19 protein-coding genes and 2 tRNA genes are annotated in these 25,659 nt (G+C 69.7%); 17 read left to right on the forward strand and 4 right to left on the reverse strand.

Annotation, left to right across the window (positions count from 1 at the left end; translation table 11 throughout):
• Positions 1 to 359 precede the first annotated feature (359 nt).
• Positions 360 to 1,469 carry an acyltransferase family protein gene (locus tag ACFY2B_RS09340; protein ID WP_390762542.1) on the reverse strand — a complete coding sequence of 370 codons (1,110 nt, stop codon included), beginning with the start codon at positions 1,467 to 1,469 and terminating at the stop codon, positions 360 to 362.
• 484 nt (positions 1,470 to 1,953) lie between these two features.
• Between ACFY2B_RS09340 and ACFY2B_RS09345 the strand changes: the two genes are divergently transcribed.
• Positions 1,954 to 2,148 carry a hypothetical protein gene (locus ACFY2B_RS09345; RefSeq protein WP_376525879.1) on the forward strand — a complete coding sequence of 65 codons (195 nt, stop codon included), beginning with the start codon at positions 1,954 to 1,956 and terminating at the stop codon, positions 2,146 to 2,148.
• Positions 2,149 to 2,410: 262 nt separating this feature from the next.
• Here ACFY2B_RS09345 and ACFY2B_RS09350 read toward each other — a convergent pair.
• A tRNA-Gly gene (locus ACFY2B_RS09350) sits at positions 2,411 to 2,481 on the reverse strand.
• A gap of 164 nt (positions 2,482 to 2,645) precedes the next feature.
• Between ACFY2B_RS09350 and ACFY2B_RS09355 the strand changes: the two genes are divergently transcribed.
• The 5 genes from ACFY2B_RS09355 (at position 2,646) to clpX (ending at position 7,874) form a co-directional block, all read left to right on the forward strand.
• Positions 2,646 to 2,722 (forward strand) — tRNA-Pro (locus ACFY2B_RS09355).
• Positions 2,723 to 2,901: 179 nt separating this feature from the next.
• Complete coding sequence (gene tig, locus ACFY2B_RS09360; protein ID WP_390762543.1) at positions 2,902 to 4,293, forward strand: trigger factor; 1,392 nt, start codon at positions 2,902 to 2,904, stop codon at positions 4,291 to 4,293.
• A gap of 755 nt (positions 4,294 to 5,048) precedes the next feature.
• On the forward strand, positions 5,049 to 5,654 hold the full coding sequence (locus ACFY2B_RS09365) for an ATP-dependent Clp protease proteolytic subunit (protein WP_390762654.1): 606 nt from the start codon (positions 5,049 to 5,051) through the stop codon (positions 5,652 to 5,654).
• Between the two features lie 67 nt (positions 5,655 to 5,721).
• The gene (locus tag ACFY2B_RS09370; RefSeq protein WP_390762544.1) at positions 5,722 to 6,387 is read left to right on the forward strand and encodes an ATP-dependent Clp protease proteolytic subunit; all 666 of its coding nucleotides are present in this window, start codon (positions 5,722 to 5,724) and stop codon (positions 6,385 to 6,387) included.
• Between the two features lie 200 nt (positions 6,388 to 6,587).
• On the forward strand, positions 6,588 to 7,874 hold the full coding sequence (gene clpX, locus ACFY2B_RS09375) for an ATP-dependent Clp protease ATP-binding subunit ClpX (protein ID WP_390762545.1): 1,287 nt from the start codon (positions 6,588 to 6,590) through the stop codon (positions 7,872 to 7,874).
• Positions 7,875 to 8,112: 238 nt separating this feature from the next.
• On the opposite strand, the gene ACFY2B_RS09380 is transcribed toward clpX, so the two are convergent.
• Positions 8,113 to 8,310: a hypothetical protein gene (locus ACFY2B_RS09380; protein ID WP_390762546.1), complete on the reverse strand. Its 198-nt coding sequence runs from the start codon at positions 8,308 to 8,310 to the stop codon at positions 8,113 to 8,115.
• A 137-nt stretch (positions 8,311 to 8,447) separates the two neighbouring features.
• Between ACFY2B_RS09380 and ACFY2B_RS09385 the strand changes: the two genes are divergently transcribed.
• From ACFY2B_RS09385 to ACFY2B_RS09435, 11 genes are all read left to right on the forward strand, one after another.
• Positions 8,448 to 11,099, forward strand: a complete 2,652-nt coding sequence (locus ACFY2B_RS09385) for a valine--tRNA ligase (RefSeq protein ID WP_390762547.1) — start codon at positions 8,448 to 8,450, stop codon at positions 11,097 to 11,099.
• 189 nt (positions 11,100 to 11,288) lie between these two features.
• Entirely contained in the window at positions 11,289 to 12,773 is a 1,485-nt protein-coding gene (locus tag ACFY2B_RS09390) for a bifunctional folylpolyglutamate synthase/dihydrofolate synthase (RefSeq protein ID WP_390762548.1), read from the forward strand.
• 7 nt (positions 12,774 to 12,780) lie between these two features.
• Complete coding sequence (locus ACFY2B_RS09395) at positions 12,781 to 13,146, forward strand: DUF4233 domain-containing protein (protein WP_390762549.1); 366 nt, start codon at positions 12,781 to 12,783, stop codon at positions 13,144 to 13,146.
• Between the two features lie 82 nt (positions 13,147 to 13,228).
• The gene (gene ndk / locus ACFY2B_RS09400) at positions 13,229 to 13,642 is read left to right on the forward strand and encodes a nucleoside-diphosphate kinase (RefSeq protein WP_376525895.1); all 414 of its coding nucleotides are present in this window, start codon (positions 13,229 to 13,231) and stop codon (positions 13,640 to 13,642) included.
• Between the two features lie 493 nt (positions 13,643 to 14,135).
• Positions 14,136 to 15,155: a rod shape-determining protein gene (locus tag ACFY2B_RS09405; protein WP_004931372.1), complete on the forward strand. Its 1,020-nt coding sequence runs from the start codon at positions 14,136 to 14,138 to the stop codon at positions 15,153 to 15,155.
• Positions 15,156 to 15,318: 163 nt separating this feature from the next.
• Positions 15,319 to 16,386, forward strand: coding sequence for a rod shape-determining protein MreC (gene mreC / locus ACFY2B_RS09410; protein ID WP_390762550.1), 1,068 nt, complete (start codon positions 15,319 to 15,321; stop codon positions 16,384 to 16,386).
• A gap of 14 nt (positions 16,387 to 16,400) precedes the next feature.
• Positions 16,401 to 17,078 (forward strand): rod shape-determining protein MreD, encoded by a 678-nt coding sequence (gene mreD / locus ACFY2B_RS09415; protein ID WP_390762551.1) that lies wholly within the window; start codon positions 16,401 to 16,403, stop codon positions 17,076 to 17,078.
• 185 nt (positions 17,079 to 17,263) lie between these two features.
• Positions 17,264 to 19,537 (forward strand): penicillin-binding protein 2, encoded by a 2,274-nt coding sequence (mrdA, locus tag ACFY2B_RS09420; protein ID WP_390762552.1) that lies wholly within the window; start codon positions 17,264 to 17,266, stop codon positions 19,535 to 19,537.
• Positions 19,534 to 20,733, forward strand: a complete 1,200-nt coding sequence (rodA, locus tag ACFY2B_RS09425; protein ID WP_390762553.1) for a rod shape-determining protein RodA — start codon at positions 19,534 to 19,536, stop codon at positions 20,731 to 20,733. Before mrdA ends, rodA begins: the two co-directional genes overlap by 4 nt.
• A gap of 109 nt (positions 20,734 to 20,842) precedes the next feature.
• Positions 20,843 to 22,357 (forward strand): CHAD domain-containing protein, encoded by a 1,515-nt coding sequence (locus ACFY2B_RS09430; protein WP_390762554.1) that lies wholly within the window; start codon positions 20,843 to 20,845, stop codon positions 22,355 to 22,357.
• Positions 22,358 to 22,456: 99 nt separating this feature from the next.
• Positions 22,457 to 24,415, forward strand: coding sequence for a TIGR03960 family B12-binding radical SAM protein (locus ACFY2B_RS09435; RefSeq protein ID WP_390762555.1), 1,959 nt, complete (start codon positions 22,457 to 22,459; stop codon positions 24,413 to 24,415).
• Between the two features lie 237 nt (positions 24,416 to 24,652).
• Here the strand turns inward: ACFY2B_RS09435 and ACFY2B_RS09440 are convergent, their stop codons facing one another.
• A complete protein-coding gene (locus tag ACFY2B_RS09440) occupies positions 24,653 to 25,273 on the reverse strand; it encodes a cysteine hydrolase (protein WP_390762556.1) in 621 nt (206 codons plus the stop codon).
• Positions 25,274 to 25,659 lie beyond the last annotated feature (386 nt).

A 25,659-nucleotide genomic window follows, 5' to 3' on the forward strand; every position in this document is an offset into this window, starting at 1 on the left:
GCCCACCGGGGACACGGCGTCGTCCGGCTGGCGCACGCGACGGGTCCAGCGCCCCTCTTTTGGGGGCGTGGGGAACTGCGCGCTCAGCCACGAGGCTCTGGCGGCCGAACGGCGGAGCGCGGTGGCCCGCGGGGGACAGGGCGCGGTGTGGCTGGCGTCTTTCAGGGGCGCGGGGAACTGCGCGCTCAGCCACGACGCTCCCGAAGGCCGAACGACGGCGCGGGGCGGCCCACCGGGGACACGGCGTCGTCCGGCTGGCGCACGCGACGGGTCCAGCGCCCCTCTTTTGGGGGCGCGGGGAACGGCGCGCCCAGCCACGACGCTCCCGCAGCCGAACAACGCCCCCCCCAGCGGAGCGCTTACGTGGTGCCCCGCCGAAACGCCCAAGCCATCCCCGGCTCCATCACACACCGGAACACCCGCCGCACGGGCCGCGTGCACAGCAACGTCACCACGGTGCCCGCGAGCACGGTCACCAGGATCTCGCCCAGCGGCCGGTGCAGCCACGCCGCGTCCAACCAGCCCTCGTAGTCGGCGAGTTTGACCACGAAGCCATGCAGCAGATAGCCGTACAGCGTGCCCCCGCCGAGCGCGGTGAACCACCTGGTGCGGCGCGGCACCAGGGCGAAGAAGCAGGCGGTCAGCACCAGCGAGCAGCCGAACAGGGCGAGCACCATGAGCGGACCGCACCACCACGGCACGCCCAGTTCCTGCGCCGAGTCCCGGTGGTAGAACCACGCGGCCTTCATGCGCGGCACGACCCACCAGCCGAAGACCAGGGCGGCGGCGAACACCGGCACCGCGGCGATCCGCAGCCAGCGACGGCGCACCAGCTCGAAGTGTTCCGGCTTCAGGCACAGGCCCAGCACGAAGTACGGCAGGAACTGGAGCACCCGCTGGAGATCGAGGTCGTCACCGATGCTCGGGGAGACGGTCGCCAGCATCGCGATGCCGAACGCCACCGGGAGCGGCCAGCGGATCATCCTCCAGATCGGCGTCGTCAGGCGCCAGATGAACAGCGCGCACAGGAACCAGGTGAGGTACCAGGGGTCGAGGAGGCTGATCTCCTGGTCGGGGGCGTGGTCGACGTACCGCTTGAACAGCGGGTAGGCGGTCTCGAAGACGACGTACGGCACGGCGACGCCGGTGACGAGGCGCTGGAGCCGGTCCGGGCGCAGGTCGAAACTGCGCGAGAAGAAGCCGGAGATGATGATGAACGCCGGCATGTGGAAGGCGTACACGATCATGTACGCGCCCTGCAGCACACGGCTGTCGCCCTTCAGCGGCTCCCAGGCGTGGCCGATGGCCACGAGGACGATCGCCAGGTACTTGGCGTTGTCGAAGAACGCGTCGCGCTGCTTGCCGGGTCTGCCCGCCGGGGGAGGCGTGCCGGGCGTCCCGTCGCGCGGCGTCTGTGCCGGGAGGAGCAGTTTTCGGTTCTGGCCGGGGGACGGAGCGGCGTCAAACATCTGAGGAACCCTAGCGTTGTCCCCGGGTTTACGTAAAACTCCCCTTGAATTCCCCTGGTCAGAGCTTCGGTTGCCCATGGAATTACCGAACCCGGCCATTCCGGTGGCGTGATGATGAGCACATCTATGACCGTTCAGGCGCCCTCGATGTACCGATTCATCCAGACTAATTGCCGCATATGACCCTTCCTTTGGCGATGAACACCGGAAATTCGAATTACCTGTGAACGTGATGTGTGATCGATGAAACGGTGCCCCGTGATTGCCCGTTACGGTGCCCGTGGCAATCTGTCGATGCCCGTGCGGGTGCGCCCTCGAATTGCTGTACGGGGTGCGCCGCGGGCCCAACTCCCCGGTGGCCGTGCGGTCGATGATGCGTCAGGTGCCGCATACAGTGGCCGGGTTGGTGGCACGATGGTTCTGGCGGGGGCGCGAGGCAGCATCCCCGGGCCGGGAGAGCGGACCGACCGAAGGTGTGATCAGTGTGGCCATTTCACTGTCCGTGGTGCTGCTGTTGGCGATCGTCCTCGTGGTGTTGATCCGAGGGGGGAACATCAAGGCCGGACCCGCCATCGTCGCCATACTCTTCGGCTTCTTCCTGGCTTCGAGCGGCATGGCTCCGTCCATCCAGCGCTTCCTCGACTCGATAGCCCAGACGATCAACTCGATCAGTTTCTGAGCGGCCGAGGCTTCCCGCCCGGACCGCCCAGGCGCTTTCCGGCCGGGTGTACCCCGGCCGGTCCCCAGCCATCCGCCCGGCCGGGATCCGCGGGCCCGGCCCGCGGCCTGCCGGGCCGGAGACCCGTACGTCCCGGGCGTGGCCGTGCGCCGGCCGCCGGCACGGAACGGCGTCGGCCCACGCACCGCGACCCGGCGGCCGGCCCACGCACTGAGGCCCAGGGAGAGAAAAACAACCTCTCACCTGGGCCTCAGCCACACAGAGCGGGCGACGGGAATCGAACCCGCGTAGCTAGTTTGGAAGACTAGGGCTCTACCATTGAGCTACGCCCGCACACCGAGTGCCGCTGGTCGGGGGACCGCGGCACAAGGAGCATCGTAGCGGGTCGCACGCCGCGTAGGCCAACGTGTTGGTCTGTGGGTATGCCGCGGCAAGGTCGACCGGGAAACCGGCCGACGCAACCGGTTCGGGCATGTACCCTACGTGTCGCACCAGCACGGGGTGTGGCGCAGCTTGGTAGCGCGTCCGCTTTGGGAGCGGAAGGCCGTGGGTTCAAATCCCGCCACCCCGACCACCGACCGAGGGCACCCTCGTGATCGCCTTTTGGGGCGCTGACCGGCTGCGGCTACTATGCAAGCTGCGCGCCCGTGTGTCCCGGCCCCTTCGGCCTACGAACTCCTCCGGGCGGCGAAATCCGCCGGACCTGTGTGGCTCCGGCAGAACCCGAGAAGTCAGCCACAAGGAGACCGAACCGTGAAGAGCGCCGTGGAGACCCTGAACCCGACCCGGGTTCGGCTCACTGTCGAGGTGCCCTTCGAGGAGCTCAAGGACAGCCTCGACGCGGCGTACAAGAAGATCAACCAGCAGGTCACGGTGAAGGGCTTCCGCAAGGGCAAGATCCCGGCCCGCGTCATCGACCAGCGGTTCGGCCGCGGCGCCGTGCTGGAGGAGGCCGTCAACGACGCGCTCCCGAAGTTCTACACGGAGGCGGTCAACGAGGCCGAGCTGAACCCGCTGGGCCAGCCCGAGGTCGACATCACCGAGCTGAAGGACGGCGAGACGCTGAACTTCACCGCCGAGGTCGACATCCGCCCGGCGCTGGAGCTGCCGGACTACAGCGGTATCGAGGTCGAGGTCGACGCCGTCGAGGTCACCGACGAGGACATCGAGAAGTCGGTCGAGCAGCTCCGTGAGCGCTTCGCCTCCACCACCCCGGTCGAGCGTGCCGCCGAGGACGGGGACGTCGTCACCGTCGACCTGGAGGCCAAGGTCGACGGCGAGGTCCTGGAGGACGGCGTCGCCAGCGGTGTTTCCTACACCATCGGCTCCGGTGAGCTGCTGGACGGCATCGACGACGCGGTCAAGGGTCTTGAGGCCGGCGGCGAGGCCACCTTCACCTCCGAGCTGAAGGGCGGCTCCGCGGCGGGCAAGGAGGCCGAGGTCACCGTCAAGGTCAGCGAGGTCGCCGCCCGCGAACTGCCGGAGCTGGACGACGAGTTCGCGCAGCTCGCCTCCGAGTTCGACACCCTGGAGGAGCTGCGGGCGGACAGCCGCAAGCGCCTCGCGAACATGAAGCAGTACGACCAGGCCACGCAGGCGCAGGAGCGCGTCCTGGACAAGCTGCTGGAGCTGATCGAGGTCCCGGTCCCCGAGAAGCTGCTCGAGGACGAGATCAACACCCGCAAGCACAACCTGGAGCATCACCAGCTCGCCCAGATGGGCCTCACCCTCGACAAGTACCTGGAACTCCAGGGCAAGACCGCCGAGGAGTTCGAGACCGAGACCCACGAAGCCGCGGTCAAGGGCATCAAGACCCAGTTCGTCCTCGACGAGCTGGTCAAGCTGGAGAAGCTCAACGTCAACCAGGAGGAGCTGACCGAGCACCTCATGCGGCGCGCCGCCTCCTCCGGCATGTCCCCCGACCAGTTCGCCCAGGCCGTCGTCGAGGGCGGCCAGGTGCCGCTCCTGGTCGGCGAGGTCGCCCGTGGCAAGGCCCTGGCCATCGTGGTCGAGGCGGCCACGGTGAAGGACACCAACGGCGAGGTCGTCGACCTGGACGACGAGGACGAGAACGAGGGCGAGGACGGCGCGGAGGGCTCCGCGGCGCAGGCCGAGGCGTCGGCCGACGACAAGCCCGAGGTCTGACCCTCACCGCACAGCACCGGCACCACCCCGAGCGGGCCCCTGGGAACCTTTTCCCCGGGGCCCCCTCCGTCCCGCCCCCTGGGCCACCCCGGGCCCCTCCTCACCCACGCCCGTACACCCCTCCTGGCCCCTCCTCACCCACACGCGTGCACCCTCCTGGGCCCACCCCGCCCCACCTGCTCGAAGGTCCCACCCGGCCGACCGTCCCGGGCCCCCTCCGGACCCGCACGCGCAAGCCACCCAGGCCCCCTCCGCAAAGCCACTCAGGCCCCCTCCCCGGGCCCTTCCGCGCCCACCCAGGGAGCGGAGCAGCCGACCCGGGCAGCAGCCCACCCAGGGGCGCGGGGAACGGCGCGCCGCACCCCCACCCACCCGCACTCCGGCGCCACCCGTTCCACCCCGGAACCAACCGCCCCACCCCCGAACCCCCACCCACCCGCACTCCGGCGCCACCCGTTCCATCCCGGAACCACCCGCCCCACCCCGGAACCGTCCGCCCCACCCCCGCGTCCCCTGAACCGACCCCACCCCCCAACCGGCGGAGCCACCCCGCTACGCCCCCGGCGAACACCCCCGTCCACGGGATTCCCCGACGGGACCCGCGCGTTAGGGTCCATGAATACGAGGGCAGGGGAGTCTCCCGAAGCCTCCCGAAGCCCCCGGCAGGATTACGCAGGATTACGCAGGATTACGCAGGACACGTGAGACGGCCCGGCGCCGTCGTAAGACGAGCAGGTGGATACGTGACGAATCTGATGCCCTCCGCCGCCGGCGAGCCTTCCATCGGTGGCGGCCTCGGCGACCAGGTCTACAACCGGCTGCTCGGCGAGCGGATCATCTTCCTCGGCCAGCAGGTCGACGACGACATCGCCAACAAGATCACCGCGCAGCTGCTGCTCCTGGCCGCCGATCCGACCAAGGACGTCTTCCTCTACATCAACAGCCCCGGCGGCTCGGTGACGGCCGGCATGGCGATCTACGACACCATGCAGTACATCCCGAACGACGTGGTCACGATCGGCATGGGCATGGCGGCCTCGATGGGTCAGTTCCTGCTCACCGGCGGCACCGCCGGCAAGCGCTTCGCCCTGCCGCACACGGACATCATGATGCACCAGGGCTCCGCGGGCCTGGGCGGTACGGTCTCGGACATCAAGATCCAGGCCCAGTACCTGCTGCGCACCAAGAAGACCATGTCCGAGCTGACCGCACAGCACTCCGGCCAGACCGTGGAAACGATCATCCGGGACGGTGACCGCGACCGCTGGTTCACGCCCGAGGAGGCCAAGGAGTACGGTCTCATCGACGAGATCATCACGCATGCCTCCGGTGTTCCGGGAGGCGGCGGCACCGGTGCCTGACCGGCCCGGCCACGCCACGCACCGCCGAGACTCCAGCCCCCAGAACGCCACCAGGACGGTGAACCTCATGAACAACTTCCCCGGCGCTGCCAGCGGCCAGTACGACGGGCCCCGGCCCGACAGCCGCTACGTCATCCCGCGCTTCGTGGAGCGCACCTCCCAGGGCATCCGCGAGTACGACCCGTACGCGAAGCTCTTCGAGGAGCGCGTGATCTTCCTCGGCGTCCAGATCGACGACGCCTCCGCCAACGACGTCATGGCGCAGCTGCTGTGCCTGGAGTCGATGGACCCCGACCGGGACATCTCGATCTACATCAACAGCCCCGGCGGCGACATGACCGCCCTCACGGCGATCTACGACACGATGCAGTTCGTGAAGCCCGACATCCAGACGGTGTGCATGGGCCAGGCCGCCTCCGCGGCCGCCATCCTGCTCGCCGCCGGTACGCCGGGCAAGCGCATGGCGCTGCCGAACTCGCGCGTGCTGATCCACCAGCCCGCCGGCAGCACCGGCCGCGGCCAGCTCTCCGACCTGGAGATCATCGCCAACGAGTTCACGCGCATGCGCACGCAGCTGGAGGAGATGCTGGCCAAGCACTCCAACCGGCCGATCGAAAAGGTGCGTGAGGACATCGAGCGCGACAAGATCCTCACGGCGGAGGAGGCCCTTCAGTACGGCCTCGTCGACCAGATCATCTCCACCCGCAAGATGAACAACGCCAGCGTTCGCTGAGGCGGAGCGCGGATCTCCCCTGCGTGCGGCACACGGAGGGGACGTCCTTTGCCGCCCCTGGCACGGTGCACGTCAAAGTGAACCGTGCCAAGGGGGGCCCGAACGGGGGGCTCGGCAAGGTACCGTCGGACATAAGGCAGCACCAGGAGCCGCTGGACCCATAGTGTCCAGGCGTCTCCCAGGCGAAGGGGAAGCACACCGTGGCACGCATCGGTGACGGCGGCGATCTGCTCAAGTGCTCGTTCTGCGGCAAGAGCCAGAAGCAGGTCAAGAAGCTCATCGCAGGGCCCGGTGTCTACATCTGCGACGAGTGCATCGACCTCTGCAACGAGATCATCGAGGAGGAGCTGGCGGAGACCAGCGAGGTGCGCTGGGAGGAACTGCCGAAGCCGCGCGAGATCTACGAGTTCCTAGAGGGCTACGTGGTCGGCCAGGAGGCAGCCAAGAAGGCCCTGTCCGTAGCGGTGTACAACCACTACAAACGGGTCCAGGCGGGCGAGAACGGCGGCGCCCAAGGCCGCGACGACGCCATCGAGTTGGCGAAGTCCAACATCCTCCTGCTGGGGCCCACGGGCTCCGGCAAGACCCTCCTCGCACAGACCCTCGCGCGCATGCTGAACGTCCCCTTCGCCATCGCCGACGCCACGGCGCTGACGGAGGCGGGCTACGTCGGCGAGGACGTGGAGAACATCCTCCTCAAGCTGATCCAGGCGGCTGACTACGACGTCAAGAAGGCCGAGACCGGGATCATCTACATCGACGAGATCGACAAGGTCGCGCGGAAGAGTGAAAACCCCTCGATCACCCGGGACGTCTCGGGCGAGGGCGTCCAGCAGGCCCTGCTGAAGATCCTTGAGGGCACCACGGCCTCGGTCCCGCCGCAGGGCGGCCGCAAGCACCCGCACCAGGAGTTCATCCAGATCGACACGACGAACGTGCTGTTCATCGTGGGCGGCGCCTTCGCGGGTCTGGAGAAGATCATCGAGGGCCGGGCCGGCGCCAAGGGCATCGGTTTCGGCGCGACGATCCTCTCCAAGCGCGAGCTGGAGTCCAAGGACGTCTTCGAGGACGTCATGCCGGAGGACCTGGTCAAGTTCGGCATGATCCCCGAGTTCATCGGCAGGCTCCCGGTCATCACCTCGGTCCACAACCTGGATCGCAAGGCCCTGCTCCAGATCCTCGTCGAGCCGCGTAACGCCCTGGTGAAGCAGTACCAGCGGCTGTTCGAACTCGACGGTGTGGAACTGGACTTCGAGCGCGAGGCGCTGGAGGCCATCGCCGACCAGGCGATCCTGCGGCAGACCGGCGCCCGCGGTCTGCGCGCCATCATGGAGGAGGTCCTGCAAGCGGTGATGTACGAGGTGCCGTCCCGCAAGGACGTGGCCCGCGTCGTCATCACGGCGGACGTCGTCCTGTCGAACGTCAACCCGACCCTGATCCCGCGCGACGCCCGCGGCCGGGGCCCGGGCGAGCAGAAGACGGCATAGCCCGCGCACCGCGCACGATCCCGCACACGCACGAAAGCCCCGGTCGACGGACCGGGGCTTTCGCGTACCGGGGTTCCGGGGCTCGCGTACGAGGCCGTGCGCGCTCGCCGCGTGGCCCTGGGGGAGCGGCGGCGTCAGCCCTTGACGCGTACTTCCTTGCGGAGCTTGGCCGTCGTCTCGGCCGCGGCCGCCGGGTCGGCGGCCTTGCCCGAGGCGATGTCCGCCAGCTCCATGGGCATCACGAAACCGATGGTGCGGGAGGAGTCTGCTGCGGCGTGCCGTAGCCGGGCTGCTGCGGCGGTGCCGGCGGCTGCTGGGGGTAGCCGTAGCCGGGCGGGGGTGCCTGCGGCGGCTGGCCGTAGGGGCCCGGCCGGCCGTACGGTCCAGGCTGCTGCGGCCCGCCGTCACCGTACGGGCCCGGCTGGTTGTGGCTCATCTCTGGGGTCCCCCTCGCATACTTATGTGTTCCTGACATCCTTGCTCAGCCACCGGAAGCTCACGGCAGCAGGGGCCGTACCGTTACAGAACAACGGCGTTTCGGGACTGGGCCGCGGCACCTCTAAACTGGCCCCCGTGACCGAGAACGCTCAGCAGCAGCCACCAGCGCCCAGCACCGAACTGCCGACCCAGTACGCGCCGGCCGACGTAGAGGGCCCGCTGTACGAGCGCTGGGTAGAGCGGGGTTACTTCGAGGCGGACGCGAAGAGCGACAAGCCGCCGTACACCATCGTCATCCCGCCGCCGAACGTCACCGGCTCGCTCCACCTGGGCCACGCCTTCCAGCACACGCTCATGGACGCCCTCACCCGCCGCAGGCGCATGCAGGGGTACGAGGCGCTGTGGCTGCCCGGCATGGACCACGCCGGCATCGCCACCCAGAACAAGGTCGAGCAGCAGCTCGCCGAGGAGGGCAAGTCCCGCTACGACCTGGGCCGCGAGGAGTTCGTCGAGCGGGTCTGGCAGTGGAAGGACGAGTACGGGGGCAAGATCCTCGGCCAGATGCGCCGCCTCGGCGACGGCGTCGCCTGGTCCCGCGAGCGCTTCACGATGGACGAGGGCCTGTCCAAGGCCGTCCTCACCATCTTCAAGCGCCTCTACGAGGACGAGTTGATCTACCGCGCCGAGCGGATCATCAACTGGTGCCCGCGCTGCCTGACCGCCATCTCGGACATCGAGGTGGAGTACCAGGAGGACGCCGGCGAGCTGGTCTCCATCCGCTACGGCGAGGGCGAGGACAGCCTCGTCGTCGCCACCACGCGCGCGGAGACGATGCTCGGCGACACCGCCGTCGCGGTCCACCCCGACGACGAGCGCTACCGGCACCTGGTCGGCAAGGAGATCAAGCTGCCGTTGACGGACCGTAGGATCCCCGTCGTCGCGGACACCCATGTCGACCCGGAGTTCGGCACCGGCGCCGTCAAGGTGACCCCGGCGCACGACCCGAACGACTTCGCGATCGGCCAGCGCCACGGCCTGCCGTCGCTGACGATCATGGACGAGCACGGTGTCATCACCGTCCACGGCCCGTTCCTCGGCCTGGACCGCTTCGAGGCCCGTTCGTCCGTCGTCGGCGCCCTGCGGGAACAGGGGCGCATCGTCGCCGAGAAGCGTCCCTACATGCACTCCGTCGGCCACTGCTCGCGTTGCAAGACCACGGTCGAGCCCCGTCTGTCGATGCAGTGGTGGGTCAAGGTCGGCCCGCTCGCGAAGGCCGCCGGCGACGCGGTCCGCGACGGCCGGGTGCGGATCCACCCCGAGGACATGTCGAAGCGCTACTTCGACTGGGTCGACAACATGCACGACTGGTGCATCTCGCGCCAGCTGTGGTGGGGCCACCGCATCCCGATCTGGTACGGGCCGGACGGCGAGGTCGTCTGCGTCGGCCCCGACGAGGAGCCGCCCACCGGCGAGGGCTGGACCCAGGACCCCGACGTCCTGGACACCTGGTTCTCCTCCGGCCTGTGGCCGTTCTCCACGCTCGGCTGGCCGGAGAAGACCCCGGACCTCGCGAAGTTCTACCCGACCGACGTCCTGCTCACCGGTCACGACATCATCTTCTTCTGGGTCGCCCGGATGATGATGTTCGGGCTGTACGCCATGGACGGCGAGGTCCCCTTCCACACCATCGCCCTCACCGGCCTGGTCCGCGACGAGTTCGGCAAGAAGATGTCGAAGTCGAACCCGAACGCGGTCGACCCGCTGGACTGGATGGACAAGTACGGCTCCGACGCCGTCCGCTTCACCCTCGCCAAGGGCGCCAACCCCGGCGCCGACGTGCCGATCGGCGAGGACTGGGTCCAGGGCTCCCGCAACTTCGCCAACAAGATCTGGAACGCGACCCGGTTCGCGCTGATGAACGGCGCCACGGTCGAGGGCCCGCTGCCCGACGTGTCGCGGATGTCGGCGACGGACCGCTGGATCCTCTCCCGGCTGAACTCGGTCGTCGCCGAAGTCGACGCGTACTACGACGACTTCCAGTTCGCCAAGCTGTCCGACGCGCTGTTCCACTTCGCCTGGGACGAGGTCTTCGACTGGTACGTCGAGCTGTCCAAGACCACCTTCCAGGCGGGCGGCGAGGCGGCCGAGGCCAGCAGGCGCGTCCTCGGCGAGGTCCTGGACGTCACCCTGAAGCTGCTGCACCCGGTGGTCCCGTTCGTCACCGAGACCCTGTGGACCACGCTCACCGGCGGCGAGTCGGTGGTCGTCGCCGACTGGCCGGGGGCCGTGTCCGTTCCTGGGGCCGACGCCCCGGGCGGCTTCCGGGACGCCGCCGCCGAGCGGGAGATCGAGACGCTCCAGTCCGTCATCACCGAGGTCCGCCGGTTCCGCGCCGACCAGGGCCTCCAGCCGGGCCAGCGGGTCCCGGCCCGGCTCACGCTGGACGGGACGGCGCTGGCCCCGCACGAGGCCGCCATCCGGCAGCTGCTGCGCCTCCAGCCGGAGGGCGACTCCTTCACCGCCACGGCGACCCTGCCGGTCGAGGGCGCGGAGGTCGCGCTCGACCTCTCCGGCACGATCGACGTGGCCGCCGAGCGCAAGCGCCTCGCCAAGGACCTCGCCGCCGCGGAGAAGGAGCGGCAGCAGGCGCAGGCCAAGCTGGGCAACGAGGCGTTCCTCGGCAAGGCGCCGGACCACGTGGTGGAGGGCATCCGGGGACGGCTGGCCAAGGCCGACGAGGACATCGCCCGGATCACCACGCAGCTGGAGCGCCTGCCGCAGGCGTGAGAGCCGATGCCTCCGTACGCGATACGGGGGCAGGTACGGACGCCCGGAGCCCTTCGGTTCCGGGCGTCCGTGACCCGGGGCGCGGCACGCCGCGCGGGCGGCCCGACGCGCGTGGGGGTCCCGCACCCGCCCGACGGGACCGGCCCCTCCCGTCTCCGGGCCCGACGGGCACCGCTCTAGACTGGCGCTGTGAGTGAAAGCGATCCGTTCGACGACATCGTCGCCGCCGAGACCGACCGCGACCCCGACCTCGCGGCGATCGAGGCCGGCAGCCGCACCCTGCGCACCCAGGGCGGCCGGGCACAGGCCGACGTGCCCGCCCGGCCCGCGGACCCCGAGGCCGACAAGGCCCTGCGCGAGGTAGAGGCGGAGCTGGCCGGCCGCTGGGGCGAGACCAAGCTGGAGCCCTCCGTCACCCGGATCGCCGCGCTCGTGGACGTCCTCGGGGAGCCCCAGCGGGCCTACCCGTCGATCCACATCACGGGGACGAACGGCAAGACGTCCACGGCCCGCATGATCGAGGCGCTGTTCGGCGCCTTCGAGCTGCGCACCGGCCGCTACACCTCGCCGCACGTCCAGTCGATCACCGAGCGGATCAGCCTGGACGGCGCCCCGATCTCCGCCGAGCGTTTCGTCGAGACCTACCGCGACATCGAGCCGTACATCGAGATGGTCGACGCCCAGCAGGAGTACCGGCTCTCCTTCTTCGAGGTGCTGACCGGCATGGCGTACGCCGCCTTCGCGGACGCGCCGGTCGACGTGGCCGTCGTCGAGGTCGGCATGGGCGGCAGCTGGGACGCGACGAACGTGATCGACGGGGACGTCGCCGTGGTCACGCCCATCGACCTGGACCACACCGACCGGCTCGGCGGCACGCACACGGAGATCGCCACCGAGAAGGCCGGGATCATCAAGCGCGGCGCGACCGTGATCATGGCGCAGCAGCCGGTGGACGCCGCGCAGGTGCTGCTGAAGAAGGCCGTGGAGGCCGACGCCACGGTGGCCCGGGAGGGCCTGGAGTTCGGCGTGGTGGCCCGGCAGGTCGCGCTCGGCGGCCAGCTGCTGACGCTGCGCGGTCTCGGGGGTGAGTACCCGGAGATCTACCTCCCGCTGCACGGCGCCCACCAGGCGCACAACGCGGCCGTCGCGCTGGCGGCGGTGGAGGCGTTCTTCGGCGTCGGCGCGGAGCGGGCCCGGACACTGGACCTCGACACGGTCCGCAAGGCGTTCGCGGCCGTCTCCTCGCCGGGCCGGCTGGAAGTCGTACGGCGCTCCCCGACCGTCGTCCTGGACGCGGCGCACAACCCGGCGGGCGCGCGGGCCGCGGCCGAGGCGGTGGCGGAGGCGTTCGACTTCAGCCGGCTGATCGGCGTGGTGGGCGTGAGCGGTGACAAGGACGTCCGCGGGCTGCTGGAAGCCTTCGAGCCGATCTTCGCCGAGGTCGTCGTCACCCAGAACTCCAGCCACCGCGCGATGGACGCGGACGAGCTGGCCGCGCTCGCCGTGGAGGTGTTCGGGGAGGAGCGGGTCCAGGTGGAGCCGCGGCTGCCGGACGCGCTGGAGGCCGCGATCACCCTGGCCGAGGAGGAGGGCGAGTTCGCGGGCGGCGGCGTACTGGTCACGGGCTCGGTCATCACCGTCGGCGAGGCCCGACTGCTGCTCGGAAAGGGCTGAGAACCCGATGCGTACGCTCTGCTCCTCCACCCTGATCGGCGAGTTCTTCGTCATCGGCTTCGCCGGACTCGTCGCGATGAAGGACCCGGACCTGTCCACGTCGACGGTGTGGACGGTCAGCGGGATCGCGATGGTCCTGTGCCTGCTGCTGTGCGGCGTGGTGACCCGGCCGGGCGGCGTGGTGTTCGGCTGGGCGTTGCAGATCGCGCTGGTCGCCTCCGGTTTCGTCGTCCCGACGATGTTCGTCCTGGGCGTGATGTTCGGGGCGCTGTGGTGGGCGTCCGTGCACTTCGGGCGGAAGATCGACGAGGCGAAGGCGAGGTTCGCCGCGCAGGCCGGGGCCTCGGGCGCCTCCGGAGCTGACGCTGTGTGAGCGGCGCTCAGACACGCCCTGTAACCTCATCCCACCCATCCCACCCATCCCACCGCACCCGTCCGTACCAAGGAGCCCTCCCGTGACCCAGCGCACTCTCGTCCTTCTCAAGCCCGACGCCGTCCGCCGTGGCCTGACCGGCGAGATCATCAGCCGTATCGAGCGCAAGGCGGGCTGGCGGATCACCGCGCTGGAACTGCGCACGCTGGATCACGAGACGCTGGAGCAGCACTACGGCGAGCACAAGGGCAAGCCCTTCTACGAGCCGCTGGTCGAGTTCATGGCCTCCGGCCCGGTCGTGGCGCTGATCGTCGAGGGCGAGCGGGTGATCGAGGGGCTGCGCGCCCTGGCCGGCCCCACCGACCCGATCGCGGCGGCTCCCGGCTCCATCCGCGGTGACTACGGCGTCATCGTCCGCGAGAACCTGATCCACGCGTCCGACTCGGAGGAGTCCGCCGAGCGCGAGATCAAGATCTTCTTCTCGGACCGCGCCTGACCCCGTTCCGGCTCCCGCGGGTCCGTGCGCCCCGGCCGCCCGCCCCGGGCCCGGCCGGCCCCGGGGCGGCGTACCGCCATCCGGCCCACCGTCCGGCGCGGCGTGCCGCCGGACGGTGCACCACCGGGTGGCGTACCGGAGACGGCACCACCCGCCGCTCCCCGGCCGGGTGGGGCCCGGGTGTCCGGCGAGGATGTTTCGTGGCTTTTTCTGAGGAACCGTCAGCACGACTGCCGGGCTGAGCTGTGGCGGACGTACATTTTCGGCCTGCCGCCCGGCATAGGCGTGTCGATCGGGGGAACGAGTGCCCCCGTTGGGCCGTCTCCACACGCGAGGCGGCTACGCACATGCTGACAATGGCGAAGACCCTCGCGCAGTGTTCGTGCAGGCGCGTCTACCATGGAAGCCTTCACGTCACAGCAACCCGCTTCGCCGACCTGAAATGCCCTCAAAAGCTCCCGGGAAGGCCAGTCGAATCCTGATGGGGAACTCAATGTCGTTCATCGGCCGTGACATGGCTGTCGACCTCGGGACCGCCAACACGCTGGTGTACGTCAGGGGTCGCGGGATCGTACTCAACGAGCCGTCCGTGGTCGCGATCAACACCAACACCGGTGGCATCCTCGCGGTCGGTGCCGAAGCGAAGAAGATGATCGGGCGGACGCCGGGCAACATCGTCGCCGTGCGCCCGCTGAAGGACGGCGTCATCGCCGACTTCGAGATCACCGAGCGGATGCTCCGCTACTTCATCCTGAAGATCCACAAGCGGCGGTATCTCGCCCGGCCGCGGGTCGTCGTCTGCGTGCCCTCGGGCATCACCGGCGTCGAACGCCGCGCCGTCATCGAGGCGTCGTCCCAGGCCGGCGCCCGCCAAGTGCACATCATCGAGGAGCCCATGGCCGCCGCCATCGGTTCCGGCCTGCCGGTCCACGAGGCCACGGGCAACATGGTGGTGGACATCGGCGGCGGCACCACGGAGGTCGCGGTCATCTCGCTCGGCGGCATCGTCACCGCCCAGTCCATCCGCGTCGCGGGCGACGAACTGGACAACGCGATCATCCAGCACATCAAGAAGGAGTACTCGCTCCTCCTCGGTGAGCGGACGGCCGAACAGATCAAGATCACGATCGGTTCGGCGTACGACCTCGACGCTGACGAGCACACCGAAATCCGTGGCCGGGACCTCGTCTCCGGACTGCCCAAGACGGTCGTCATCTCCGCCGCCGAAGTGCGCAAGGCGATCGAGGAACCCGTCAACGCGATCGTCGACGCCGTCAAGACGACCCTCGACAAGTGCCCGCCGGAGCTGTCCGGCGACATCATGGACCGCGGAATCGTCCTGACCGGCGGCGGCGCCCTCCTGCGCGGTCTCGACGAGCGGCTGCGCCGGGAGACCGGCATGCCGATCCACATCGCCGAGGACCCCCTGGACAGCGTGGCGCTGGGCTCCGGCAAGTGCGTGGAGGAGTTCGAGGCGCTCCAGCAGGTGCTGGACGCACAGCCGCGCAGATGACACAACTCTTCGATTCCGCCGTACGAGACGATCCCCTCTCGTACGGCGGATCGTTGACATAGAGGTATGACCTCCCGCAATCGGGCCCCCAGGGACTGCGCTCAGGGTTCGCGCTCCGAGGGGGCCACCCGAATTCCTACGAAGAAGGGCACGGCCGCCGCACGTGAGGGACACGAAAGAGAGCCGGCTGCTCCTGGTGCTGCTGATCGCCGTCGCGTTCGCGCTGATCACGGTGGACATCCGCGGCGGCCAGGACTCCCCGGTCGACGGCGCCCGGCAGGCCGCCGCCGCGGTCTTCGGACCGATCGAGGACGGGGTGTCCTCCGCGGTCGATCCCGTCGGCAACGCCGTCTCCGCCGTCCGGGACTCCGGTGAGCGGCACGACCGGCTCGCCCGGCTGGAGAAGGAGAACGCGGCTCTCAAGGCGAAGCTCGGCAGCGACGACCGCAACCGCAGCAGGCTCGCCCAACTCGACAAGATGCTGAAGATCGCGGGCGAGGGGCAGTACGGCATCAAGGGCGCCGAGGTCATCGGGATAGGAGCGGCCCAGGGCTTCTCCTGGACCATCACCATCGACATCGGTGCAGGCGACGGCATCAAGCGCGACATGACCGTGCTCAACGGCGACGGACTCGTCGGGCGCGTCACCACCGTCGGACCCGACACCTCCACCGTGCTGCTCGCCAGCGACCCCGACTTCACCGTCGGCACCCGGATGGAGGGCAGCGACGAACTCGGCTTCGCCTCCGGGCAGGGCGACCGGCCGCTGCGCGTCGAACTCCTCAACGGCAAGGCCGAGGTGAAGAAGGGGGACCGGCTCGTCACCTTCGGTTCGGAGGCCGACCGGCCGTTCGTGCCGGGCGTGCCCGTCGGCGTCGTCTCCCGCGTCGACCCCTCCGGCGGCGGCCTGACCCGCACCCTGTACGTCACGCCCTACGTCAGCTTCTCCAAGCTCGACATCATCGGTGTCGTCGTCCAGGCCCCGAAGAAGGACCCGCGCGACGAGGTGCTCCCGGCCAAGCCCAAGCCGACCCCGACCCCGACGGTCACCGTGACGGTCACCCCGTCCGCGAACGCCGCCGACAGCTTCGGCCAGCAGCAGTCCGACGCGACGGGCCAGTCCGACACCAGCGGCCAGTCCGACGCGACCGGCCAGTCCGACGCGAGCCGACCGCCGCGGCCGGACTCGACCGACCAGACACAGACCGACACGACCGATCAGCAGCAGTAGGAGCTGAATCCCCCATGCGCGTCAACCGGATCCTGCTCTCCACCGCCCTGATCGTCGTCGCCCTGGTGCTCCAGGTGAGCGTCCTCGCCCGGCTCCACCTGCCGGGCGCCGTCCCCGACCTGCTGCTGCTCACCGTCGTCGCCCTGGCCCTGGTGTACGGCCATGTCGGGGGCGCCCTCATGGGCTTCGGCGCCGGGCTGCTCGCCGACCTCGCCCCGCCCGCCGACCACGCCGCCGGCCGCTACGCCCTGGTGCTGTGCGTCGTCGGCTACCTCGTCGGACTCGCCAGGCCCGGCAACGGCCGGCTCAAGTCGGTCACCGGCCCCATGCTCGTGGTGATCGTCGCAGCGGTCGGCTCGACCCTGCTGTACGCGGGCGTCGGCGCCCTCGTCGGCGACACCGCGGCCCGCCATGTCGGCCTCGGCGGCCTGCTGTTCACCGCCGCCCTCTACGACCTGCTGCTGGCGCCGTTCGTCGTGCCCGGAATCATGGCCCTGGCCCGCCGCGCGGAGAACGATCCGCTCGCCGAGCCCAGCTCCGCGGTCAAGGGCACGGACATCTCCTCCGGCTGGCTCTCCTCCGGGACGGGGCTGCGTATCGGCGGCCGGCGGGGCGGTGTCACCCGCCTGAAGGCCAAGGCCCGTACCCGCACCACCCGTGTCACCCGCATCAAGGGGGTCAAGCGGCTGTGACCACGCGGGAGTTCAGGACGGCCACACACAGCTTCGTCGGATATGACACAGACACACGCGCAGGGAGCGGCAACCGCAGTGCCCCACACCCGCCCGCCCCGCACCACCGACCTGAGAAGAATGGGCTTCGCCCATGACCAATACCCGCCCGTCGCCCACCACCCTCAGCGGAATGGGCTTCGCCCATGACTAATATTCCGGAGACCGGACGTACCCCGAGGGTCCAGATCCGGCTCGTCGTCATCCAGATCCTCGTCCTCTCCCTGCTCGGCACGCTCGGCGGCCGGCTGTGGTACCTCCAGATCCGCGAGGGCGCCGCCTACGCCAAGGAAGCCTCCGGCAACCACGTCCAGCAGGTCGTCGAACCCGCCGTGCGCGGCGCGATCCTGGACGCGCGCGGAGTGCCGATCGCCGACAACGAGACCCGGCTGGTCGTCTCCGCCTCCCGCACCGACCTGCTCAAGCAGAAGGACGACGGCAAGGCGGTCCTCACCAAGCTGGCCGGCGTGCTCGGCATGAAGCCCGAGGACGTCACGGCCAAGGTCCGGCTGTGCGACGCCGAGACCCCGCAGCCGTGCTGGAACGGCTCGCCGTACCAGCCGATCCCGATCACCGACGAGGCCACCGCCAAACAGGCACTCCAGATCCGTGAGCGGTCCGAGGACTTCCCCGGCATCACCGCCGAGCCGGAGGCCGTGCGCCGCTACCCGGGCCCCGGCAAGGCCAACACCGCCCAGGTGCTCGGCTACCTCTCCCCGGTCACGGACGACGAGATCCAGCAGGCGCAGGACACCGACTCGCCGTATCTGCGCTCCGACATGGTGGGCCGCAGCGGTCTGGAACGCGAGTACGACAAGGAACTGCGCGGCAAGGCCGGCGTCACCCGCTACGAGGTCGACAACCTCGGCCGGGTCATCGGCCAGGGCAAGTCCGACCCGGCCGAGCCCGGTTCGAACCTGGTGACCAGCATCGACTCCCGGGTGCAGCGGGTCGCCGAGTACGAGCTGGACAAGGCGATGAAGACCGCCCGCAAGCAGTTCGACAAGATCACCGGCGAGAACTACAAGGCGGACTCCGGCGCCGTCGTCGTGATGGAGGCCAACACCGGCCGGGTCGTCGCCATGGCGTCCGCGCCGACGTACGACCCGAACGTGTGGGTCGGCGGTATCTCCGCCAAGGACTACGAGGCGCTCACCGGGAAGAACTCCGACTACCCGCTGCTGAACCGGGCCATACAGGGTCAGTCCGCGCCGGGTTCGACGTTCAAGGTGGTCTCCACGGCCGCCGCGGTCGAGGCCGGCTACAAGTGGGACGGCGGCTACCCCTGCACCAGCTCGTACACCGTCGGCAACCAGGTCTTCAAGAACTTCGAGGGCGAGAACTTCGGTCCCATCTCGCTCGGCCGGGCCCTTGAGGTCTCCTGCGACACCGTCTTCTACGGCCTCGCCGACAACGAGTGGAAGAAGGACGGCGGCATCAACCCCAAGAAGGGCCAGCCGAAGGACTACTTCTTCAAGGCCGCCCACCAGTTCGGCCTCGGCAAGGAGACCGGCGTCGACCTCCCCAACGAGGTCACCGGCCGCGTCCCCGACCGCCAGTGGAAGCAGAACTACTGGGACGCCAACAAGGACGCCTGGTGCAAGTCCGGCAAGAAGGACGGCAGCTACGTCGAGAAGATCGCGTACGAGAACTGCCTCGAAGGCAACAGGATGCGCGAGGGTGACGAGATCAACTACTCGATCGGCCAGGGCGACACCCTCGTCACCCCGATCCAGGAGGCCGCGATCTACGGTGCCCTCGCCAACGGCGGCACCATGTACCAGCCGACCATCGGCAAGGCCGTCATCAGCCCCGACGGCAAGACCGTCCAGGAGATCAAGCCCAAGGCGAACGGCAAGCTGCCGGTCGACCAGGCGACCCTCAAGGGCATGGACGACGCCCTCGCGGGCGTGGTCACCCGCGGTACCGCCGCCTGGAAGTTCGGCGGCTGGCCGCAGAACAAGATCCCGCTGCACGCCAAGACCGGTACCGCCGAGGTCTACGGCAAGCAGACCACGTCCTGGCTCGCCACGTACTCCAAGGACTACACGGTCATCATGACCATCTCCCAGGCCGGTACGGGTTCCGGCGCCTCCGGTGAGGCCGTGCGCGGCATCTACAACGCGCTGTACGGCGTCCAGCCGGACGGCTCGATCAACAACAAGAAGGCGCTGCTGCCCACCCCGGAGAAGGGCCTGCCGAAGGTCCGCACGGACGGCACCATCAAGGCCCCGAAGATCTCCTCCGACCCGGCCAAGGAATTCCAGGTCACCCCGTCGCCGTCGGTGTCGGGCGCCGGCGGCACCCTGCCCCCGGCGACCACCTCGCCCGGCACGGGCAACAGCAACACCCGCAGAAGGCCACGCCGCCGAAGCGGCCGGAAGCCGTGCGGCCGGGGAAGCCGGAGGATGCTCACATGACCGGCGCGAGGGGATTCTCCGTCTCCGGGTACGGTCCCGAACGGGCCGGCTGGACCCGTGTCTTCGCCCGTGACTCGCTGGCCCGCCGCCTCGACTGGCCGATACTGCTCGCCGCCCTCGCCCTGTCCCTGCTGGGCTCGGTGCTGGTCTACTCGGCGACCCGCAACCGCACCGAGATCAACCAGGGCGACCAGTACTACTTCCTCCTCCGCCACCTCATGAACACCGGCATCGGGCTCGCCCTGATGATGGCCACGGTCTGGATCGGCCACCGCACCCTGCGCAACGCCGTGCCGATCCTCTACGGCCTCTCGCTCCTCGGCGTCCTGCTGGTGCTCACCCCGCTCGGCTCCACCGTCAACGGCGCCCACTCGTGGATCGTGCTCGGCGGTGGCTTCTCGCTCCAGCCGTCCGAGTTCGTGAAGATCACGATCATCCTGGGCATGGCGATGCTGCTCGCCACCCGGGTCGACGCGGGCGACCGGACGTACCCGGACCACCGGACGGTCCTGCAGTCCCTGGGGCTGGCCGCCGTACCGATCCTGATCGTGCTGCTCATGCCCGACCTCGGTTCGGTCATGGTGATGGTGATCATCGTGCTGGGGGTGCTGCTCGCCTCCGGCGCCTCCAACCGCTGGGTGTTCGGCCTGCTCGGCGCGGGCGCCCTCGGCGCGGTCGCCGTGTGGCAGCTGCACATCCTGGACGAGTACCAGATCAACCGGTTCGCCGCCTTCGCCAACCCGAGCCTCGACCCGGCCGGCGTCGGCTACAACACCAACCAGGCCCGCATCGCCATCGGCTCGGGCGGACTCACCGGCTCCGGGCTGTTCCACGGCTCGCAGACCACCGGCCAGTTCGTGCCGGAGCAGCAGACGGACTTCGTCTTCACGGTCGCCGGCGAGGAGCTGGGCTTCGTCGGCGCGGGCCTGATAATCCTGTTGCTCGGCGTGGTGCTGTGGCGTGCCTGCCGGATCGCCCGCGAGACGACCGAGCTGTACGGCACGATCGTCGCCGCCGGGATCGTCGCCTGGTTCGCCTTCCAGGCGTTCGAGAACGTCGGGATGACCCTCGGCATCATGCCGGTCACCGGTCTGCCCCTGCCGTTCGTGTCGTACGGCGGTACGTCGATGTTCGCGGTGTGGGTGGCGGTGGGGCTGTTGCAGTCGATCCGGGTGCAGCGCCCGATGTCCGCCTGACCACGGCCGTCCACTCCAGGACGTTCGCACGAGTGATGGCGGGAGTTTTCCCGCCATTCACCTCACGTCGGCCCTGCCATCATGTCCCGGCTGCTACTAGATTCAATGCATGGCGGATACGAAGCGCGAGATCGAGCGCAAGTACGAATCCGACGAGAGCGGCCTGCCCGACCTGACCAGCGTCGCCGGGGTGGCGGACGTCCTGGACGTGGGCGTCGTACAGCTGGACGCCACCTACTACGACACCGCCGACGAGCGCCTGGCCGCCCACGCCGTCACCCTGCGCCGCCGCACCGGCGGCACCGACGCCGGCTGGCACCTCAAACTCCCGGTCGGCCCCGACGTCCGCGACGAGATCCACGCCCCGCTCTCCGACCACGTGCCGCGCGCCCTCGTCGCACTGACCCGCTCCCGGATCCGCGACGCCGACCTGGTCCCCGTGGTCCGGCTGCGCTCCGCCCGCGACCTGCGCCACCTCGTCGACGCCGACGGCAAGCTGCTCGCCGAGGTCAGCGTGGACACCGTGACGGCCGAACGGCTCACCGGCGACGGCGGCACCGCCCAGTGGACCGAGATCGAGGCGGAACTCGCCGAAGGAGTGGACCCCCGCTTCCTCGACAAGGTCGACAAGCGCCTGCGCAAAGCGGGTGTCCGCCCCTCCGACGCGCCCTCCAAACTGGCCCGCGCCCTCGCCGCCACCGCCCCGCCGGACACGGACCGTCACCGCGAGCCGCCGACCGCACCCGCCGAGCCCGTCACCGCCGGTGACCACGTCCTCGCCTACGTCCGCGCCCAGCGCGACGCGATCGTCGAGCTGGACCCGGCCGTACGGCGCGACGAGTACGACTCCGTCCACCGCATGCGCGTCGCCACCCGCCGCATGCGCAGCGCCTTCCGCTCCTACGGCAAGGTCCTCGACCGCACCGTCACCGACCCCGTCGGCGACGAGCTGAAGTGGCTCGCCGCCGAACTGGGCGTCGACCGCGACCGTGAGGTCCTCACCGAACGCATCACCGCCGCCCTCGGCGAACTGCCCCGCACCCTGGTCTCCGGCCCCGTCCGCACCCGGCTGCGCAGCTGGGCGAAGGCCCGCCGCGGCGGCTCGCGCCGCCGGCTCGCCGGCGTCCTCGACTCCGAGCGCTATCTGACCCTGCTCGACACCCTCGACGCCCTCGTCACCGACCCGCCGCTGCTCCCGGCCGCGGCGGGGAAACCGAAGAAGGTGATCGCCAAGGCCGTAGGGAAGGACTTCGCCAAGGTCTCGGCGCTGGTCGAGCAGGCGATCGGCCTGCCGCCCGGCCACGACCGCGACGTGGCGCTGCACGAGGCCCGCAAGAAGTCCAAGCGCACCCGGTACGCGGCGGAGGCGGCCACCCCGGCTCTCGGCGACCCGGCCGCCGGCCTCACCAAGGCCATGAAGTCCCTGCAGACCCTGCTCGGCGACCACCAGGACAGCGTCATGGCCCGCGAGGCCCTGCGCGAGCTGTCCGCCGAGGCACACGCCGCGGGGGAGAACGCCTTCACCTACGGCGTGCTGTACGGGCGCGAGGAGCAGCGGGCCGCGGCGGCCGAGGCCGAGCTGCCCGGGGTCTGGCAGGAGGTCGGGACCCCGGCACTCGGCTGAGCGTACGGGACAGGCCCCCGAGCGGGTTAGGCTGGATGGTCACCCTCCCCCTGCCTCCGGCCGGGGGTGCCCCCAGCCAGCTCACAAAGGTCCCGCGAGATGCCTGCTGAAGCCGCCTCTCACGTCGCCGAGTCTGTGTTCCCGCAGCTCGAAGCTCTGCTCCCGCATGTGCAGAAGCCGATCCAGTACGTCGGCGGAGAACTCAATTCCACGGTCAAACCGTGGGAGTCCTGCGACGTCCGCTGGGCGCTCATGTACCCGGACGCGTACGAGGTCGGCCTGCCCAACCAGGGCGTCATGATCCTCTACGAGGTCCTCAACGAACAGCAGGGCGTCCTCGCCGAGCGCACCTACAGCGTGTGGCCGGACCTGGAGGCGCTGATGCGCGAGCACGGCGTGCCGCAGTTCACCGTGGACAGCCACCGGCCCGTCCGCGCCTTCGACGTGTTCGGCCTGTCCTTCTCCACCGAGCTGGGCTACACGAACATGCTGACGGCCCTGGACCTGGCCGGCATCCCGCTCCGGTCCCGTGACCGCACCGTCGACGACCCGATCGTCCTGGCCGGCGGCCATGCGGCCTTCAACCCGGAGCCGATCGCCGACTTCATCGACGCCGCCGTCATCGGCGACGGCGAGCAGGCCGTGCTCGACATGACCCGGATCATCCGCGAGTGGAAGGCTCAGGGCCGCCCCGGCGGTCGCGAGGAGGTCCTCTTCCGCCTCGCGAAGACGGGCGGGGTGTACATCCCGGCGTTCTACGACGTCGAATACCTCGCCGACGGCCGTATCGCCCGCGTGGTCCCCAACAAGTCGGGCGTCCCCTGGCGCGTGGCCAAGCACACGGTCATGGACCTCGACGAGTGGCCCTACCCCAAGCAGCCCCTGGTGCCGCTCGCCGAGACGGTCCACGAGCGCATGTCGGTCGAGATCTTCCGCGGCTGCACCCGCGGCTGCCGCTTCTGCCAGGCCGGCATGATCACCCGCCCGGTCCGCGAGCGCTCCATCACCGGCATCGGCGACATGGTCGACAAGGGCCTGAAGGCGACGGGCTTCGAGGAGGTCGGCCTGCTGTCGCTGTCGTCGGCCGACCACACGGAGATCGGCGACATCGCGAAGGGCCTCGCCGACCGCTACGAGGAGGACAAGATCGGCCTGTCCCTCCCCTCCACCCGCGTGGATGCCTTCAACATCGACCTGGCCAACGAACTGACCCGCAACGGCCGCCGCTCGGGATTGACCTTCGCCCCGGAGGGCGGCTCGGAACGCATCCGCAAGGTCATCAACAAGATGGTCTCGGAGGACGACCTCATCCGCACGGTCGCCACCGCGTACGGCAACGGCTGGCGCCAGGTCAAGCTGTACTTCATGTGCGGCCTGCCGACCGAGACCGACGACGACGTCCTCCAGATCGCCGACATGGCGACCCGCGTCATCCAGAAGGGCCGCGAGGTCTCCGGCTCCAACGACATCCGCTGCACGGTCTCCATCGGCGGTTTCGTCCCCAAGCCGCACACCCCCTTCCAGTGGGCGCCCCAGCTCTCCGCCGAGGAGACCGACGCCCGCCTGGAGAAACTGCGGGACAAGATCCGCGGCGACAAGAAGTACGGCCGTTCCATCGGCTTCCGCTACCACGACGGCAAGCCCGGCATCGTCGAGGGCCTGCTCTCCCGCGGCGACCGCCGCATCGGCGCGGTGATCCGCGCGGTCTACGAGGACGGCGGCCGCTTCGACGGCTGGCGCGAACACTTCTCCTACGACCGCTGGATGGCCTGCGCCGACAAGGCCCTCGCCCCCTTCGGCGTCGACGTCGACTGGTACACGACGCGTGAGCGCACGTACGAGGAGGTCCTCCCCTGGGACCACCTGGACTCGGGCCTGGACAAGGACTGGCTCTGGGAGGACTGGCAGGACGCCCTCGACGAAACAGAGGTCGACGACTGCCGGTGGACGCCTTGCTTTGACTGCGGGGTTTGCCCGCAGCTCGACTCGCACATTCAAATCGGCCCCACGGGGAAGAAGTTGCTGCCGTTGTCGGTCAAGAAGTCTCCGGCCGGCTGAAACGGACGGTAGACGGGAGAGGAGCCGCTCCGGCCGTCTCCGAGGCTGTGGCGGATGCCATGGAGGGAGGGGTGGCTGCGAACCGGTACTTGGCAACACTGAATACCTACGGCGTGCGGGGTCCGGAACCCGGAACGGCCCCGAACGATCGTCGGGGCCGTGACGTGGGTCGCCGGTGCTGTGGACCGCGCAGGGGGGCGCGGAGCCTGCGCGGGCGCGTGGTCGTGTGCGGTGGTTCTACGCGGAGACGGACTCGACGAGCTGGTCCGTGGTGAGGATGGCGTGGGCGAAGGTGGGGCCGTTCAGCTCGTGGGCGGCGTGCAGCATCTCCGGGAGGAAGGCGGCGGTGGCGTCGCTGACCAGGGTCACGTGGTAGCCGAGTTCCATGGCGAAACGGCCGGTGGACTCGATGCAGGTGTTCGCCAGCAGGCCGATCAGTACGACGTGTGTGATGCCGTGTTGTTTGAGCTGCATGTCCAGATCGGTGTTGGCGAACCCGCTCTGCGCCCAGTGCTCCTGCGCGACGACGTCGCCCGGCTGCGGCTGGAAGTCCGGATGGAACTGCCCGCCCCAGGTGCCGCGGGCGAAGTTGTGCTGGTCCATGATTCTGCGCTGGGTGGGGTTCGGGTGGTCCCAGGTCTCGTAGTCGCCCGGTACCCAGCGGCGGTGCGGGACGAAGACCACCTGGATACCGGCCGTGCGGGCGGCGGTGATGACGGAGCGCAGATGGTCCAGCAGCCCGACTTTCGTCGCCATGGGCTCGATCCTGGGCCAGATCTTTCCCCCCTCGGAGAGGAAGTCGTTGTAGGGGTCGACGAGCAGAATCGCCGTACGGCGGGGGTCGTAGCTCTCGGTCATGGTGCCTCCTCGGACCTGGCCGGCGCGGCGGCGGCCCGGTTCCGCCGCTACGCACGCGTCGTACCGGCCCGAGTGGGCGATCAGCCGCCGATCAGCCGCACACTGTCGGCCGCGGTCCACCTGATCGCGGTCGACCAGGTTCATTTTCCGTCAGGAGGCACCCGGCTGCCTCTGCGCGCCGCTCAGCCGTGCGAGCGAGGGGGCCGTGCGAGCGCGGGGTTCGCTTCCTTGGGCCGCACACACGTCGGCTCAGCCGCAAGCCGCACACACGTCGGCTCAGCCGCACACGTCAGCTCAGGCCGCGGTCTTGGCGGCGACCCCGGCGCGCAGTGCCTCGCGCACGGCGGGCCATTCGTCCGCCGGCAGGCGGTTGCTCACTAAAGCAG

Source organism: Streptomyces sp. NPDC001270 (assembly GCF_042896695.1).
Lineage (GTDB): Bacteria > Actinomycetota > Actinomycetes > Streptomycetales > Streptomycetaceae > Streptomyces.